Annotated in this window: 15 protein-coding genes and 1 riboswitch; of the genes, 10 read left to right on the top strand and 5 right to left on the bottom strand. The window is 45.5% G+C overall.

The features are described from left to right. Positions 1–129: 129 nt before the first annotated feature. The 4 genes from MH144_RS21940 to MH144_RS21955 all read left to right on the top strand — a co-directional run bounded on the left by MH144_RS21940 (position 130) and on the right by MH144_RS21955 (position 3,864). A complete protein-coding gene (locus tag MH144_RS21940) occupies positions 130–858 on the top strand; it encodes a Cthe_2314 family HEPN domain-containing protein (RefSeq protein ID WP_239304146.1) in 729 nt (242 codons plus the stop codon). 123 nt (positions 859–981) lie between these two features. After that, positions 982–1,123: riboswitch (SAM riboswitch) on the top strand. Between the two features lie 125 nt (positions 1,124–1,248). Then, positions 1,249–2,283 (top strand): methionine ABC transporter ATP-binding protein, encoded by a 1,035-nt coding sequence (locus tag MH144_RS21945; RefSeq protein WP_239304148.1) that lies wholly within the window; start codon positions 1,249–1,251, stop codon positions 2,281–2,283. A 1-nt stretch (position 2,284) separates the two neighbouring features. Further along, positions 2,285–2,944, top strand: coding sequence for a methionine ABC transporter permease (locus MH144_RS21950; RefSeq protein WP_239304150.1), 660 nt, complete (start codon positions 2,285–2,287; stop codon positions 2,942–2,944). 83 nt (positions 2,945–3,027) lie between these two features. Beyond that, positions 3,028–3,864 carry a MetQ/NlpA family ABC transporter substrate-binding protein gene (locus MH144_RS21955; RefSeq protein ID WP_239304152.1) on the top strand — a complete coding sequence of 279 codons (837 nt, stop codon included), beginning with the start codon at positions 3,028–3,030 and terminating at the stop codon, positions 3,862–3,864. Between the two features lie 120 nt (positions 3,865–3,984). Here MH144_RS21955 and MH144_RS21960 read toward each other — a convergent pair whose 3' ends face one another. Beyond that, positions 3,985–4,923, bottom strand: coding sequence for a DUF2167 domain-containing protein (locus tag MH144_RS21960; protein ID WP_239304154.1), 939 nt, complete (start codon positions 4,921–4,923; stop codon positions 3,985–3,987). A 274-nt stretch (positions 4,924–5,197) separates the two neighbouring features. On the opposite strand from MH144_RS21960, the gene MH144_RS21965 reads away from it, so the two are divergent. Beyond that, positions 5,198–5,980: an SDR family oxidoreductase gene (locus MH144_RS21965; protein WP_239304156.1), complete on the top strand. Its 783-nt coding sequence runs from the start codon at positions 5,198–5,200 to the stop codon at positions 5,978–5,980. A gap of 73 nt (positions 5,981–6,053) precedes the next feature. Here MH144_RS21965 and MH144_RS21970 read toward each other — a convergent pair whose 3' ends face one another. After that, the gene (locus MH144_RS21970; protein WP_062324083.1) at positions 6,054–6,299 is read right to left on the bottom strand and encodes a NifU family protein; all 246 of its coding nucleotides are present in this window, start codon (positions 6,297–6,299) and stop codon (positions 6,054–6,056) included. An 80-nt stretch (positions 6,300–6,379) separates the two neighbouring features. On the opposite strand from MH144_RS21970, the gene MH144_RS21975 reads away from it, so the two are divergent. Next, positions 6,380–6,634 (top strand): YuzB family protein, encoded by a 255-nt coding sequence (locus MH144_RS21975; protein WP_095361258.1) that lies wholly within the window; start codon positions 6,380–6,382, stop codon positions 6,632–6,634. Here the strand turns inward: MH144_RS21975 and MH144_RS21980 are convergent. Together MH144_RS21980 and mqnE are read right to left on the bottom strand one after the other, a co-directional pair. Then, entirely contained in the window at positions 6,631–7,692 is a 1,062-nt protein-coding gene (locus tag MH144_RS21980) for an NAD(P)/FAD-dependent oxidoreductase (protein WP_095292109.1), read from the bottom strand. The genes MH144_RS21975 and MH144_RS21980 overlap by 4 nt on opposite strands. Before the next feature lie 216 nt (positions 7,693–7,908). Next, on the bottom strand, positions 7,909–9,015 hold the full coding sequence (gene mqnE, locus MH144_RS21985; RefSeq protein WP_239304158.1) for an aminofutalosine synthase MqnE: 1,107 nt from the start codon (positions 9,013–9,015) through the stop codon (positions 7,909–7,911). A gap of 472 nt (positions 9,016–9,487) precedes the next feature. Here mqnE and MH144_RS21990 point away from each other — a divergent pair, with 472 nt between their 5' ends. Then, on the top strand, positions 9,488–9,844 hold the full coding sequence (locus MH144_RS21990; protein WP_239304160.1) for a HesB/IscA family protein: 357 nt from the start codon (positions 9,488–9,490) through the stop codon (positions 9,842–9,844). Positions 9,845–9,979: 135 nt separating this feature from the next. Here the strand turns inward: MH144_RS21990 and MH144_RS21995 are convergent, their stop codons facing one another. Beyond that, positions 9,980–12,265 carry a helix-turn-helix domain-containing protein gene (locus MH144_RS21995; protein ID WP_239304162.1) on the bottom strand — a complete coding sequence of 762 codons (2,286 nt, stop codon included), beginning with the start codon at positions 12,263–12,265 and terminating at the stop codon, positions 9,980–9,982. 295 nt (positions 12,266–12,560) lie between these two features. Between MH144_RS21995 and MH144_RS22000 the strand changes: the two genes are divergently transcribed. From MH144_RS22000 to MH144_RS22010, 3 genes are read left to right on the top strand one after another with little or no spacing between them, the layout of a single operon-like run. Then, positions 12,561–13,538, top strand: coding sequence for an ABC transporter permease (locus tag MH144_RS22000; RefSeq protein WP_239304365.1), 978 nt, complete (start codon positions 12,561–12,563; stop codon positions 13,536–13,538). A 13-nt stretch (positions 13,539–13,551) separates the two neighbouring features. After that, a complete protein-coding gene (locus MH144_RS22005) occupies positions 13,552–14,433 on the top strand; it encodes a carbohydrate ABC transporter permease (protein ID WP_239304164.1) in 882 nt (293 codons plus the stop codon). Between the two features lie 36 nt (positions 14,434–14,469). Next, entirely contained in the window at positions 14,470–16,083 is a 1,614-nt protein-coding gene (locus MH144_RS22010; RefSeq protein WP_239304166.1) for an extracellular solute-binding protein, read from the top strand. The last annotated feature ends 1 nt before the right edge of the window (position 16,084 follow it).

A 16,084-nucleotide genomic window follows, 5' to 3' on the forward strand; every position in this document is an offset into this window, starting at 1 on the left:
CTTTGTTTGATGTCAGGCGGGTCAGGGCACCCTAATGTAAGCAGCGACCACACGTTTACTCTGATTCCGATTAGGTTTAATATTATAAATCATCTTATTGATCAGCAGAGTGGAAAGAGGAGGCTGTATATGCTGCGAACGTTGCTGGGTGAATTGCCGCGTCAGAATGAGGGCGTATTGGAAGAAGCCATCGAATCCATGGTGGAGACGCTCGGACTTTTACAACGACAGCTGGATTTGAATCAGGACCCGACTCATGATTATCGCAAACTGTACGTATGGACACAGGGATTGATTTCCTCACTGGACGAGCTGGAGCAGGCATGCTTCGCTGCTTCACACTTCCGCCAGAAGGTCAGGGCTGGCTCCACCGATGATATGACCATTGAGGAGAAGGCCGAGTACGCACGATACGTGTACTTCTACAAGGATGGGTTCATTCGTTGTTTTGCGATTCTTGATAAGACAGGCACGGTATTAAATGAAATATTTAATCTGAACACATCCAAAGTAAAATCCCATTTTTCGTATTTTACCGTGATGAGACAGTTTGGCTATTCGAAAATGCATAATGATCTTGCGGTTGAATTAATCCAAATCAAGGATGCATACCGGGAACCGATGAGCAAACTGCGCAAACGACGGAATATGGAGATTCACTACATGAATTCCGAGATGCAGGATGATCTGTGGCAGCTTCATCAGACCTTGCAGGGGAAAGTGAAGCTCGAAGATCTGGATCAGCACCTGGAAGAATTGCGTCAGGGCGTAGATATGGTTTGCGAAACGCTAAAAGCGTCTTATGGTTACATCAACAAAATGTGGCACAAGCAGGGCATGTCAGAACTGGCAAAATGAATGTGTAATATTTACCTTTGACAAAGCGGAATACTTGGATTATACTGAGTTTCTAATTAAGCGTTACATGACATTAACATGCATACCATTTACATTTTACCACTGAACTTATAAATTTAATATTTCTTATCGAGAGCGGCGGAGGGACAGGCCCGATGAAGCCCGGCAACCGATTTATAAACGACATGACAACCAGTCATACTTTATAGATGTTAGGTGCTAATTCCTACAAAATGGTGCACAGCACGATTTTGGCAGATGAGAAGGTATATTCTTTCGTGTGAAGAGCCCTTTTTGTTTCTGCAAAAGGGCTCTTTTTTATATGTCAGAGGGGAATTTTCCTTTCATTCGGGTAAAGATACATGTAGGCGGTGGGAAGGAGAAGTCATATTGATCGAATTAAAAGGATTAACCAAGACGTATGGCAGAGGTTCAAAACAAACGACAGCCCTAGCCGATTTGGATCTAAAGATCGGCAAAGGTGAAATATTCGGAGTGATCGGACACTCCGGTGCAGGGAAAAGTACATTGATCAGATGTATCAACCTGCTCGAAAGACCCACATCTGGTGAGGTATGGGTAGATGGGGTCAACCTAACCGATCTCCATAAGACAGAGCTGCAGCAGCAGCGACGCAAGATTGGCATGATATTTCAACACTTTAATCTGTTATCCTCGGCTACAGTATATGACAATGTGGCTTTTCCACTAAAGCTCGTGAATACACCTAAGGCTGAGATTGACCGCAAGGTGAAGGAGATGCTAACTCTCGTTGGATTGGAGCATCATAGCAGCAAATATCCGGCACAGCTGTCAGGTGGACAGAAACAAAGAGTAGGCATCGCACGTGCACTTGCCAGCGACCCTGCCGTTCTGCTGTGTGACGAAGCAACATCTGCCCTTGACCCGCAGACAACAGCTTCGATTCTGAAGCTGCTGCTGGACATTAATCAGAAATACAATCTCACGATTGTTCTGATCACGCATGAAATGCATGTCATCCAGAGTATTTGTGATCAAGTTGCTGTCATTCATCAGGGGGGAATTGTGGAACAAGGCCCTGTAACGGATGTCTTCCTTAAACCACAGCATGCCATCACGCGTGACTTCATGCAGCGTGATCACGAGTCTGAGCTTCTCTTGGAAGAAGCAGCATTGGCACATGCCGGTGCAACAGTACAGCAGGATGGTCGGTCACAATTGGTCAAAATTTCGTTTTTGGGTGAGAAGACGTATGAAGCGATTCTGTCCAGAACCGTTCGTCAGACCGGAGTGGACTTTGCCATTCTACAAGGGACGATCTCAAGGATCAAACAGATCCCCTATGGTCAGTTGACCGTGCGGTTTGAAGGCGATGCGGATGCGATCAGCCGGACTGTCCAGGAATTGAAAGAGCAAGGGCTTGATGTGGAGGTGCTTCGTTAATATGGATTTTTCAACTGTACGTTGGGGAGAGATCGGCAAGGCCTCCATTGAAACACTGCAAATTCTGGGAGCTTCCGGTTTGTTCACCATCATTATCGGATTGCCGCTGGGTGTGCTGCTATTCATGACAGCAAGATCGGCTTCCATCCAGTCACGTACGATCTACACCGTGTTATCCATTATTGTTAATATACTGAGGTCAGTACCATTTATCATTCTGATTGTTGCCCTCATTCCGTTTACACGTTCACTGGTGGGTACAGCCACTGGAGTGCTTGGCGTCATACCGCCGCTCGTGATCGCAGCTGCTCCCTACTTCGCAAGGTTGGTTGAGACAACGCTGCGTGAAGTAGACCGTGGCGTCATTGAGGCAGCTCAGGCCATGGGAGCATCCACCGGACAAATTGTAAGACGCGTACTGCTTCCTGAGGCGCTGCCTGGTCTGCTCGCGGGAATTACAATCACAATTGTAACGCTGGTATCCTATACAGCCATGGCGGGCATGGTCGGCGGCGGTGGACTTGGAACGCTTGCGATTAACTATGGGTACTACCGCTATCAGACTGAGATAATGTTTGTTGCTGTGGTATTTATGGTCATTTTGGTACAAGTTCTGCAAATGTTTGGCGATCAACTGGTTAAATCGTTCACCCGGAAATAACACATATATAGCATACTGCGTCCATTCAGTACTGAATGAATGCAAAGATGCAAAAAAACTTTATTGGAGAAGGGGTTTTACACATGAAAAAATGGTCTTTTGCACTGCTAAGCTTGATGCTGATTGCGGTACTGGCTGCATGCGGAAACAACAAGGATTCCGACAGTGGCGCAGATAATGAAGCGGGCGCACCACGTACGGTTGAACTGAAAGTGGGAGCTTCACCTACACCGCACGCTGAAATTCTGGAGAGCATCAAACCTGAGCTGGAGGCTCAAGGCATTCGTTTGCAGGTTGTAACGTTCAACGACTATGTTCAGCCTAACCAACAGCTTGCCGATAAACAATTGGATGCAAACTTTTTCCAACACCAGCCTTACCTGGATACAGAAAACAAAGAACGTGGTTTTAACCTCGTTACAGTAACCCCTGTTCATGTTGAGCCTTTTGCTGGATACTCCAAAAAGATCAAATCCTTGGATGAACTCCAAGACGGCGCCAAAGTAGCTATTCCAAATGACCCATCAAACGGTGGTCGTGCACTTCTGCTGCTTGCAAAAGAAGGAATCATTACGCTGAAAGACAACACGGACATTGCATCCACCATTCAGGATATTACTGCTAATCCGAAAAACCTGAATATTATTGAGCTTGATGCAGCCATGATGCCTCGTCAACTGGATGAAGCGGATCTGGTATTCATTAATGCCAACTATGCGCTTGAAGCTAACCTGAATCCGGAGAAGGATTCTTTGCTTATCGAGGATCTGCAAGGCAACCCTTACGCCAACATTCTCGTTGCCCGTGAAGACAACAAGGATGCAGATGCGATCAAGAAACTGGCTGCTGCCCTGAATTCCGAAGCAGTTAAAACCTTCATCAAGGAACGTTATCAAGGTGCAGTTGAACCTGCGTTCTAAATCTCGCCATTCCATCTACTCCATTTGAGTTGAGTGATATACGAAAAAACCGAGCCTCTCTGCCTGAGAGTTACTCGGTTTTTTATTGTTCTTGGATTGATTGAGGCGCACAAATGATCCCTACTGTTTGTTTTCAAGAGATGTTTGCTCCGACTTCCGATTATAATAGGACAACTCATTCTGATCGGCGTATTGCTGCTCATCTGCTTCTTGTAGGTAGGACTTTTCATTAGGGGATAATGTATCATCATCTTTCCCCTGCTTCCTCCGCCTGAATTTCAGCCAACAGAATAGGATAACCACGATAGCCAGGATTACGTACCACCCTTTTTTGAATAAAAGCAAAATGCTGAATTTTTGCCCGGCAGTGTACCCGATCCCGCCGACCAGGATGCTTTTGAGTCCCACGGTAGATGTTTTGTCCGTTGATTCATCATAATCTTCATAGGTGTTGCCTGGGTTAACGCTAAGCTGGTTCAGAACCACTTCTTCAAATGCCAAACGATTCTGTTCAAAATTAGGCTGATCTGTAACGAGAATAGCAGTAATATATCCTTCGCGTGTCAGGAATTTCACATTGTAATTGACCATAGCTTGCTCATTAGCGTCTTTGAAACCAAGGGAGTAAACCAATTGGCGCTTGGTAGGGTCATATGTTGGTGCAATTTCCCACCCTGTAACCGATATTTTATCTTCAGGAGCTAGTTCCCTATTTTCTTCTTCTGTGCCTCGGATGTAACTGCTTAATAATTCTTCAGCATCCAAGTTCTGATCGTGATCATGGATATGCCCTGTTTTGACGTACTCAAACACCACATACCATGATCCATGCTGACTGTTGCTGTACAAACTTCCGATTTCGTTCCCATTAGGTTTGGAACCACTGTTTAGCATAGAGCGCTGAGTGTTGGCTTTGTCCAAAAATGAATGATCCTTGAATATTTGAAGAGTTGCCTGATTATCCAAAGAAACGGAAGCAGGTCCATCAATCCAGTCATATTCATAAGGAGACGGGGTGGTTTCGCTTGCTGCGAAGACTGAAGATGTAGAAAGATTCATCAATGGAATCATTAGCAAAATCAATAATACTAGTATGAAGGTGGTATAAACTCTGTTTTTATTCTTCATTTCGGGACCCTTTCAACGATATGTATTTTATTGAACCCTCAATATTGATTCTTGAGCCTAATCGACATTAACATATGAAAGAGTATTCCTTCAAGGCATTTTTGGAGTAAAAGGAATTTATTACATAAAGGGATGAGCAAGTTGTGAGGGGCTGATAAATCTTTTATACTGGATGAGTGACTGCTCTTTGAAGAGGGGGATGGACGTGAAGGGGAAGATTGCCCTCATAACAGGAAGTGCCAAAGGTCTTGGAAAAATGACGGCCCTCCGTCTGGCAGATCAGGGATGTCATATTGCCTTGAATTACGTGCACAGCCGAATCGAAGCCGAAGCACTTCAGGCCCAGATCGCTGCAAAAGGTGTACAGTGCATTGCTATTCAAGCAGACATTTCCAAAACGGAAGACATCGCCATGTTGGTAGAACAGGTTGAAGTCGAACTGGGCAGTATTGATATACTGGTGAATAACGCAGGACCTTTTGTTCGCGAACGCCGATTGTTTGCAGACTACACGGAAGCTGAGATTCAGATGTTGGTACAGGGGAACCTGCTGGGACCCATGCTTCTGGACCAACGAGTGCTTCCGGAGATGAGACGCAAAAAGTGGGGCCGAATTATTCATTTTGGTTTCAGCCATGCAGGGGAGGCGCGATCCTGGCCTCATCGTGCGGTTTACGCTGCTGCGAAGGTAGGTCTGGTTTCCTTTACGAAGACGCTTGCTGTGGAGGAGGCACCTTACGGCATCACAGTGAATATGGTGTGTCCCGGTGATATCCGGGGGGCCAATAAGGAAAAAACGATTGATGAATTAGCTGGCATAACCGATCAGGAGACGCCGAGAGGACGTCCTGGGAGCGGTGAAGATATTGCACGGGTGATCACGTATTTATGTCTGGATCACTCCGATTTTATTACAGGCAACATTATGGATGTTTCGGGCGGGCTCGATCCTATACGTCCAACCATCCAGCGTGAAGAGGGACAATAGGAAACGCACAAAAAAGAGCCCTCCGCTTCAATGGAAGCGAAAGGCTCTTGAGGTTTATTTCGTGAAGGATTGATTAGAATACTTGTACGACTTCTTCGACACCGTCAACTTCTTCAAGAAGGGCGCGTTCAATCCCGGCTTTTAAGGTAATGGTGGAGCTTGGGCAGCTGCCGCAGGCACCGACCAGTTTCAGCTTAACGATGCCGTCCTCCACGTCGACCAGTTCCACGTCACCGCCATCGCGTTGCAGGAACGGACGAAGTTTGTCAAGCACGTCAGATACCTCATCATACATGGTGCTTTGTGCGTTTTCGCTCATATTTTTCAACTCCTTTCCTCTATATATTATATTACAATTGGCCGTAAAATAAAATGGTCAAACAAAGCAGGTGAACCTACATGAGACCGATTATTGAATTTTGTGCCAACAATATGCATTTTGGCACAGATGAAGTCATGGAGCAACTCGAAGAAAATCCAGACTATGATGTGATAGAATACGGCTGCCTCAGCAACTGTGGCCAATGTTATATGACCCCTTTTGCACTGGTCAATGGTGAAGTTGTCATCACGGACAAAGTGGAAGATTTATATAACGCCATTCTGGCCAAAATTGCCGAAGCTGATGCCTGGGATGAGCTGGATCTCGACTAACCGAGATGACGCTTGGACATCCAGAGCACGCCGCTTTTCAAGATACGAGGTACACGTCCCATCATGGACGTTTTGCCCATCAGCCCAAACCCAGCCTTCTTGCCGAGTGCACCTAGCGTGCCACGGAGCTTGAGCGGCTGCGGGTTGGGCTTTTCGCCTTTCCAGAGGGCATGCTGAATATGAGCGATCTGTTCACCCTGTACTTCTGCAGCCTGACCGCTTGGTGCATAAGGTACACTGGCACAGTCACCGACAACATAAACATCTGTGTATTCAGGAATTTGATAATATTCATTCAGTACAACCCGGCCCTGAGGATCCTTTGTAACGTCGAGATCCTGCACGACTTTAACGGGCTGAATGCCAGCTGTCCATACTACAGCATCCGTCAGAATTTCTTCATCCCGGTTATAGATGGCGTTCCCCTCAAGACGAGAGATGGCGACATGTCCGCGTGTCTCTACCTGATGTTCGTTAAACCACTCATGCACGTAAGCGGATAATCGTTGCGGGAATGCCGACAATACGCGCTCACCACGGTCCAGAATACTAATATTGAGATCTGGTCTGCTCTCTCTCAGTTCGGCAGCCATCTCGACACCGCTCAACCCACCACCAACAATATGCACGTGTCCGTAAGCTTTAACTTCGTTCAGACGGAGGTAGGTTTCCCGCGTTTTGCTAAAACTTTGAATGGTACAGCTGTATTCTTCAGCTCCTGGAGTATTGTGGAATCGGTCTGTACAGCCAAGTCCGATGACAAGCTTGTCATACTCCAAAGGATCCTGGCCTTCAAATTCAATCTGACGCTGTTCCAAGTCAATCGAAGTGACTTCACCATAACGGTAAGTGACTTTCTCATGGACTGGAAATTGGATGCGCAGGTCATAGTCGGATACGGTACCTGCTGCGAGTGCGTAATATTCAGTCTTCAATCCCTGAAAGGGGCTCCGGTCAACTAACACGATTTGTGTATCTGACGGTATTTTGCCTTCCAGAAGTTCCTTGATGATCGTGAGGCCGCCATAGCCGCCCCCGAGAATGACGAAATTTTTCATGACTCGGCTTCCTTTCTGCATCAGTCCCGGATGATCGGGGCTGTAACCTGTGGAGCAGCTATGCTTTCACATAGCTGCTCCTGTTGTTTTATTTTAATTATTATATCGAAAATTTTGGAGTTTAAAATTAGAGGTATTATACCAACTTGATGCATCGATTCGAATGGTCGTTCTCCTTGTGAGGATGAAAGATGTTATCGAGACGATGCAGCAGGTTTATTCGTATACTTGAATTTCGTTGTAGAAGGTGTCGCGTTCCACGGGAATCCGTCCAGCACCCTTAATCAGCCAAATGAGCTCTTTGCGCGTGAGGCCTTCAGGCGTTAGGGCTCCTGCGGCATGACTAATCCGTTCGCGAACGATGGTGCCGTGTGCATCCGAAGCACCGAATCCAAGAGCGACTTGAGCCAGCTGTGGGCCGATATTGATGAAGTATGCTTTAATGTGGTCAATGTTATCCAGCATAAGGCGGCTAATCGCAATGGTTTTAAGATCCTCGTACGCCGAGTTACGGCGCATAATGCTGGCATTTTTGCTCTTAGGCTGCATGGAGAGTGGAATAAATACCATAAAACCGTTGGTTTCATCCTGCAGTTCGCGAATTTGTGCCATGTGGTTCACGCGATCCTCGTAGGACTCAATCGATCCATACAGCATCGTAGTATGCGTACGCATGCCTAAATTATGAGCGGTACGGTGTACCTCGAGATAGCGGTCCACGTTTGCTTTGTCGACACGCATTTTTTTACGGTATTCGTCCGACAGAATTTCTGCTCCGCCGCCCGTCAGTGATTTCAGGCCTGCTTTTTGCAGTTCCTGCAGCACTTCCTTAATGCTGAGTCCGCTGATGCGAGTGAAGAAATCAATCTCTGCTGCTGTATAAGCCTTCAAAGTAACATCCGGATATTTTTCGTTTAAAGCACGCAGGGAATCGACATAATATTGAAAAGGAACATGGTTGTTATGTCCGCCTACAATATGGAACTCGCGTACGCCTGGGTGAATATGCTGTTCTACGTACTCAATCATTTCCTCTCCCGACAACGTGTAGGAGCCTTCTTCGCCCTGGTCTTTGCGGAAATTACAAAAAGCACAGTGTGCTTCACAAACGTTGGTGAAGTAAAGACTCATGTTTTCGATAAAATACACTTTCTTGCCGTTCTTCCGCAGGTTGGCCTCATTGGCCAGTTGGCCGAGAGTCAGCAAATCATCCGTTTGATACAGATAAACGCCGTCTTCTACGCTCAGCCTTACGCCGTTCTGCACTTTCTCAACGATTTCCGCCATTCTTTTGTCTGTGAACGGTGTTACTAATGTAGACATTTTGTTTCCTCCTGTTCTTAACCGGACTTGAGTTAAATGTAGGACTTGCTTACAGAACTACATAAAAAAGATGCGGTCATCTGCCGCCTCCTTAGAGGACTAACCCTCCATTACCCGGTGCAGCATATGCTGCATTGTAAAGCTGAATTTTTTTAAGTACTTCGCATCATGGATGTAAAATCTAAAAGTGAGTCTGATGACTCTATATGCATTGGGGACTGCGTGGCAGTCTCGAAATGTGAAAAAAATTACAACTCCATATATGATCATCATTTGAATAAGTCATGACAAAATATTGACATTTCAGTGCGATCACCTATCCATTATAAACCTCGTGTCCCGGGGGTTCAATACACTGGGAAGAAAAAGGAGCAGAGGAGGTACACGGAAATAGGGATAAACATGGCTTGAGCCTCTTGACGGGGTGGAGTATAATTTAAAGAAGAGTTAATGAAAAGGAGAGTGACCTGGCATGATTAGCATCAGCGAGACAGCTGCCGATCGATTGAAAGAGATGCTTTCACAGCAAGAGACACCTAACATGTTCCTACGTCTGGGCGTAGCACCGGGAGGTTGTACCGGATTTTCTTACGCCATGGGCTTCGATGATAAAGAATCCGATGAGGATATTTATATGGATATTCAAGATATGAAGGTTGTAGTCGAGAAGGAAAACCTGAAATATCTGAATGGTCTTGAAATTGATTTTGAAGAATCCGGCATGTCCGGCGGTTTCACCATCCATAACCCGAATGCGGTTGCGACATGCGGCTGCGGATCTTCTTTCCGTACGAGAGAAGAAGCTGGGGTACCGGATAAGGATTGTTAGGACTTTCAATTTCTAAGACATCTGCTACAAATTACGAATCAAGACCTCTATCACGTACTAGTCTCGTACTAATTACGTGTTAGAGGTCTTTTTGTCGTGGCAGGAGGTCTAGTCCTGCTCACTGCTCAGAAAACATCAGTCCACATGTTTCCGCTGTTGATGGATTTCCATAAGATGTTGTTTTCGGTAGACACCAGGCGAGATGCCAGTTGTCTTTTTGAAAAGGCGATTAAAAGAAGTGATGTTCTGATATCCGACGCGGACGCTGATTTCGTTGATGGTCCAGTTTGTTGTAGCCAGCAATTCGCAGGCTTTGCGCATGCGAATTTTTTGCAAATGCTCACTGAAGTTGATACCGGTTTTATCTTTGATATATACAGACAGATACGTCGTTGACAAATTCAGTTTCTCGGACAAATATTCGAGTGAAATATCCTCCATGTAATGAGAGTTGATGATTTCGTAAAACATGGCGATTGCAGGTTCTTCGGGTGCAGGATGTATGCTGTCACGCATGTTGGTAATGACAGAGCTAACGATGTACTTGAAAACAGTCTCATAATCTTCCCGAGTATGACAATCCTGAAGCATATCTTCCCATTCGCTCACTGGTACGCCAGAGGCTTTATAAGACAGCTGCTGATCCATGAATTCAACGATATGACTCATTATAGAGAGAGTCAATTGCCTGAATTGAAGAACACTGGCATCTTTCTTGACGAAGTAGGCCAACGAGTGATGAATCCATTCCATACAGGCGTCTTCTTCCAGTGCTTGAATTGCCTGATTAAGCTCACGGCCCCGTTTCATCAGAGGCTGTTTCAGATCGGGCAGGGAACGTGCCTCGCTGATTAGTTGGGTTTCGTCCAGCAAGCGAGCTTCTGAAGCCAGGTCTCTTAATTGCTGATAGGTTTCATTGAATTTAGTCGGTTGATCCGTAGCGGGAAGGGTACAGATAGTCACGACATAATAATGTTTTTCTTCATCAAGGCTTGCTTTAAGCTGTACTAACAGCGTTTGAAGCTGTGAGGCTGGAGCTTCCTTCAATACGGAGACAATCTCGTTTTTCTCCATTTGGAACGTGTGATTGGCATGGAATTTCTCTTTCGTTTGCAGATGAATGTAATCCAGCAAGTGACGCACCGCCCGTTCCCTGTCAAGAGGCATAGTGCCTTTTTCTGATATTCGGAAACGAATATCGTAATACACAATCTGATAACTTCCTCCATCTGCCAGAAAATCGCTCCACTCACTAAGATCCGTATTGATGTTCTTCAACTGGTTCATATAGGAGTAGTTGGTTAGAATGGCATTCTGGCGATTAAGTTTGGCCACAATGGTATCTTTTTCTTTTTTCAGCTCCCCAATTTTGCTCTGAATGAGATCATATTCCAAAATGTGACTCTCTCCCTGCCTGAATTCACCGACATCATTTAGTGATGTACGGTCTAACAGCGAGGATAACATATCTTTGACCGGGGTATGCAGACGTCGGCTTAGATAAAGGGATACCAGCGTGGCTGCCAAAAGTGAAAAAACAAAGATAAGAATCATATAACCGGTCAATCGCTGCAACTGGTCTGTAATACGTGTATCTGCCAGTGATGTGATATAGGTAAGCCCATCAGCAGCCTCCGCTTTGAAATAATATCTCCCATTCTGCTTGTGTGTTGTCTCCCCTTCTTGAAAAACAGGCATCCTTGCTTCTGCTGAAGTGGAACCCGAGTGGTACAGGATGTTGCTCTGTTGATCTGTAATGGTCAAAGTATGTCCGTCCAAGGTACCAAAAAAGGATTGTACGGCTTTCCGTATATCAATCATGGCAATGATCTGATAAGCGGAGCCAGGGTTTTTGAACGTATACGGCAGCAAAAGTCTGCTCTCGGGAGAACCTGCCTTCATTTGAAAGGAGGCAGTTGGCAAGATCAGGAACGTACTGGGCTCCGAACTGAGTGTATTCCAATGTTCCAATGGATAGGTGGCGCTTTGGTAGGATGTATTGAACATGTAGTCCGAGCTGCCACTTCCTGATTTACCGAGCGTCAAGCGTTCATTGGGAAAATGGACGATGATATCTTCCAGCAAAAACAACGAATTATACACATATCCCCGAATATCCTTCATTACATTTTTGGCCTTTAAATAGTCCGCCTGTTGAAAGCCCACTCTCTGGAGCTGCCGATTGAAGGCAACGAGATCCTGATTGTTGTACACATGGAACAGCATGATCTGAATTTGCTCCATGTGATTCGAGAAGCGTTCTGCTGTGTTCTTTGTTTCGTTATGACTGTTCTGAACGATTTCCTCCTGAAGGCTCGTTTTAAATACATAATAAATCAGAATATAGAATAGGCAGAACAGCGATATAATCGCCAAAAAGCTGACAAATATTTTGAAAAACAGGGTTCTTTTTTTATTCATGATCCAGTTCATAAGACAACCCCTCATTTTCATTCTTCTAGAGAGAACAAGATTATCTGGCCCATTCTACGCGTGAACTGTTAAAACGCAGGGAGCAAAATATGAACGCACTGTAAAAAGGAGCTGTACCTTTTTTGCGAAAATGGCTGTTTTTTCAGGAAAAATCACGAATTATGTAAATTTCGCAAGGAAAGACCTGAATCCCAAAAACGGTTTATACCCAATGGAGCCGAAGGGCTGTAACATTCAATTTGCAGCCGAGCCCGTCGTAATAAGGCAGGCAAAAAAGGGGGGATTGCTGATTTTGGAACAGACGACATCCGTTAACGAGCAGGCACACGGGAGTCGAGTGAGTGGAAGCCGTGCGAAGAAATCCCGTTTTCATTCGTTTCGTAGAAATTGGGATTTGTATCTGTTATTTTCGCCTGTCATCATCTACTTTGTAGTGTTTCATTATGTACCCATGTATGGTGTGCAGATTGCTTTTAAGGACTTTATCGCCAACAAAGGCATTACCGGAAGTCCATGGGTAGGATTTAAACATTTTGAACGGTTCTTTGACAGCTTTTATTTTTGGCGAATCATGAAAAACACGCTTGGCATTGGTCTGTACGAATTAATTGTTGGCTTCCCTATTCCCATTTTACTGGCGTTAATGATCCATGAAGTCAGATCCGGGAAGTATAGAAGATTTGTGCAGACAGTGACCTACATGCCTCATTTTTTATCAACGGTCGTTATGGTCGGTATGATTATGATGTTCCTGTCTCCTGTCAGTGGATTAGTTAATTTGGCAATTAACGCTCTGGGTGGAGAAGCCATTTCGTTCATGACGGAGCCCGGTTGGTTCAAGAGTATATTTGTATGGTCAGGTATATGGCAGACGATGGGGTGGAGCTCGATCATCTATTTGGCGGCACTGGCCGGAGTGGATCCACAGCTGCATGATGCAGCCAAGGTGGATGGAGCCACCAGACTTCAGCGAATCTGGCATGTGAACATTCCGGGGATTGCTCCGACCATGGTCGTGCTTTTAATTCTTAATGTAGGGTCCATCATGGGTGTAGGTTTTGAGAAAGTATTCTTGATGCAGAATGCGTTGAACATGGAGGCATCGGACGTAATTGCAACCAATGTATACCGCAGCGGTATTTTGGGTGCGCAGTACAGTTACTCCGCAGCTGTCGGCTTGTTTAACTCAGTTATTAATTTTATATTGCTGCTGACCGTTAACCGGATTGCCCGCAAAGTCAGCTCGAGCAGTCTATGGTAAGGGAGGTGAGAGGATGGCACAAAGTCGTGGTGACCGTGTAGTCGAATGGATGATCTATGCAGCTCTGGGTCTGGTATCTGTAGTGGTATTGTATCCCGTATTTTTTGTAGGGATTGCGTCGATCAGTAATCCGGAAAACGTGATGCGCGGGGAAGTCTGGTTGTGGCCCAAAAACCTCTCGTTGGTTGGTTATGAACGTCTGTTTGCGAATAGCGAACTGATGAAGGGCTATGGAAACACCTTGTTATACACAGTTGCGGGAACCCTGCTTAATCTGGTGATGACCATTGCGGCAGCATACCCGTTATCCAGACCCGATTTTAGAGGCAGAACGGTTTTTACCATTCTGATTGTGTTTACGATGTTTTTCAGTGGAGGCATGATACCAACCTATCTGCTCATCAAGGATCTTGGGATGCTTGACACCTTCTGGGTCATGATTATTCCGTCGGCATTGTCTGTATGGAACATGCTGATTATGAAGACCTTTTTTCAGAATTCTATCCCGAAGGAAATTCAGGAAGCTGCTTTTATGGATGGTTGTTCGAACATGAAGGTGCTGCTGCGAATTGTTCTGCCCTTATCCGGCCCGGTATTGGCCGTAATGGTCCTCTTTTACGCGGTGGGGCACTGGAACAGTTATTTTAATGCTTTAATCTATTTGTCAGACCGGGACAAGTATCCACTGCAGTTGTTTTTACGCGAAATTCTGGTTCAGGGACAGATGCAAGAGATGGTAGATATCAGTGACGATTCTCTGGCTAGAAGCATGATGGATGCTGAAGCCATCAAATATGCCGCTGTAATCATTACGAATCTGCCTATGCTGATTCTGTATCCGTTCTTGCAAAAGTACTTCATTAAAGGAGTCATGATTGGTGCAGTTAAAGGGTAAATCATAATTTGTTTTTTTATAAAGGAGTGCATATGGATGTTGTTTAAAAAGTGGGGCAGCTTGACCTTATCCATTGTAATTACAGCGGGACTCATGGCTGGTTGTGGTTCAGGAGAGACGCCGTCAGAACAGGGTCAGGACAGTCAGGCCAATCTGAATGCTACTGGCATGCCGGTCGTGAAGGAACCGATTGAATTGGATTTTTTTACAGGAAAATCGACCACTAATGGAAGCAAATTTGAAGAAACGCTGATCTGGAAAACATATAGTGAGATGTCGAACGTCAAAGTAAACTTCAATCTGGTTCCCTTTGAGACTCTGACCGAGAAGAGGAACCTGGCTCTGGCAGGCGGAGATTATCCGGATGTATTTTATTCGGCTCGTGTGACTTCGGATGAATTGACCCGCTATGGTGCCCAGGGTGTGTTTCTTCCACTCAATGATCTGATTGATCAGTATGCCCCTAATTTTAAAAGGTTAATGGAGCAGTACCCCGATATTCGTAAAGGACTGACGATGCCGGATGGAAACATCTATTCCATGCCATCCTTCTATGATCCGGCACTATTATCCATGCTGATTGGTGCACCGCTGTGGATTAATGAAGATTGGTTGGAGCAGCTGAACATGGAAGAACCGGATTCAACCGAGAGCTTTTATGAATATCTGAAAGCCGTCAAAACGACGGATCTCAATGGTAACGGTAAAAACGATGAGATTCCTTTTAGCGCAACAGGCATTACGGGCATAATTGATCATGTCAAAGGAGCATGGGGCCTTGGTAACCGTGGACTTGGACACAAGTTGGTTGATGTGGAACCCGGCACAGGTGAGCTTCGCTTCACCAAAACATTGCCTCAGTACAAGGAAGTGCTAAAATATGTGAACAAGCTGCACCAAGAAGGACTGCTGGATCCCGAGATATTTACACTGGACGGCGGAGCCCTGAATGCAAAAGGACAGGCAGGAACGCTTGGTGCCACAACGGTTCCTAATCCGGAGACAGTGATGGGGCAAAAGAATTTCATCGGTCTTGGAGCCCTCGAAGGCCCTGACGGCGAACAGTTGTATTCCCATGTGAAAGTGCCTATGGTGCATGTGGGCGCCTTTGCGATTACGGACAAAAACGAGAATCCTGAAGCCACAATCCGTTGGATGGATCATTTCTATAGTGATGAAGGAGCCCTGCTCTACTTTATGGGGAAAGAAGGGGAGACCTATGAAAAGGATGCAGAAGGAAATCTGCAGTATACCCAGGATATCACATCGAATCCGGACGGGCTGACCCAGGATCAGGCCTTAGCCAAATATTTTACGTGGCTCGGCGGTAGCTACCCTGGTTTGGTTAAAGAAGATTACTTCAAAGGTTCGGAAACTCTACCAAGCTCACTACAGGCAGCCGACAAGGCGAAAGATCATGCTGTAGAGGACATCTGGTATAACTTTAACTTCACGCAGGAAGAATCTGAATTCATGTCCTCTGTCGGCAAAGACATACAGGATTACGTGACCGAGATGGAAGCGAAATTCGTTAATGGAAGCGCAAGTTTTGATCAGTGGGATGAGTTTGTGAACACCCTAAACAAGATGGGGCTGGAGGAGTATATGAAGGTATATGAAGCAGCCTATGACAGATATAAGACAGAATAAG

It is taken from the genome of Paenibacillus sp. ACRRY (genome assembly GCF_022346995.1).
Taxonomy (GTDB): Bacteria; Bacillota; Bacilli; order Paenibacillales; family Paenibacillaceae; genus Paenibacillus.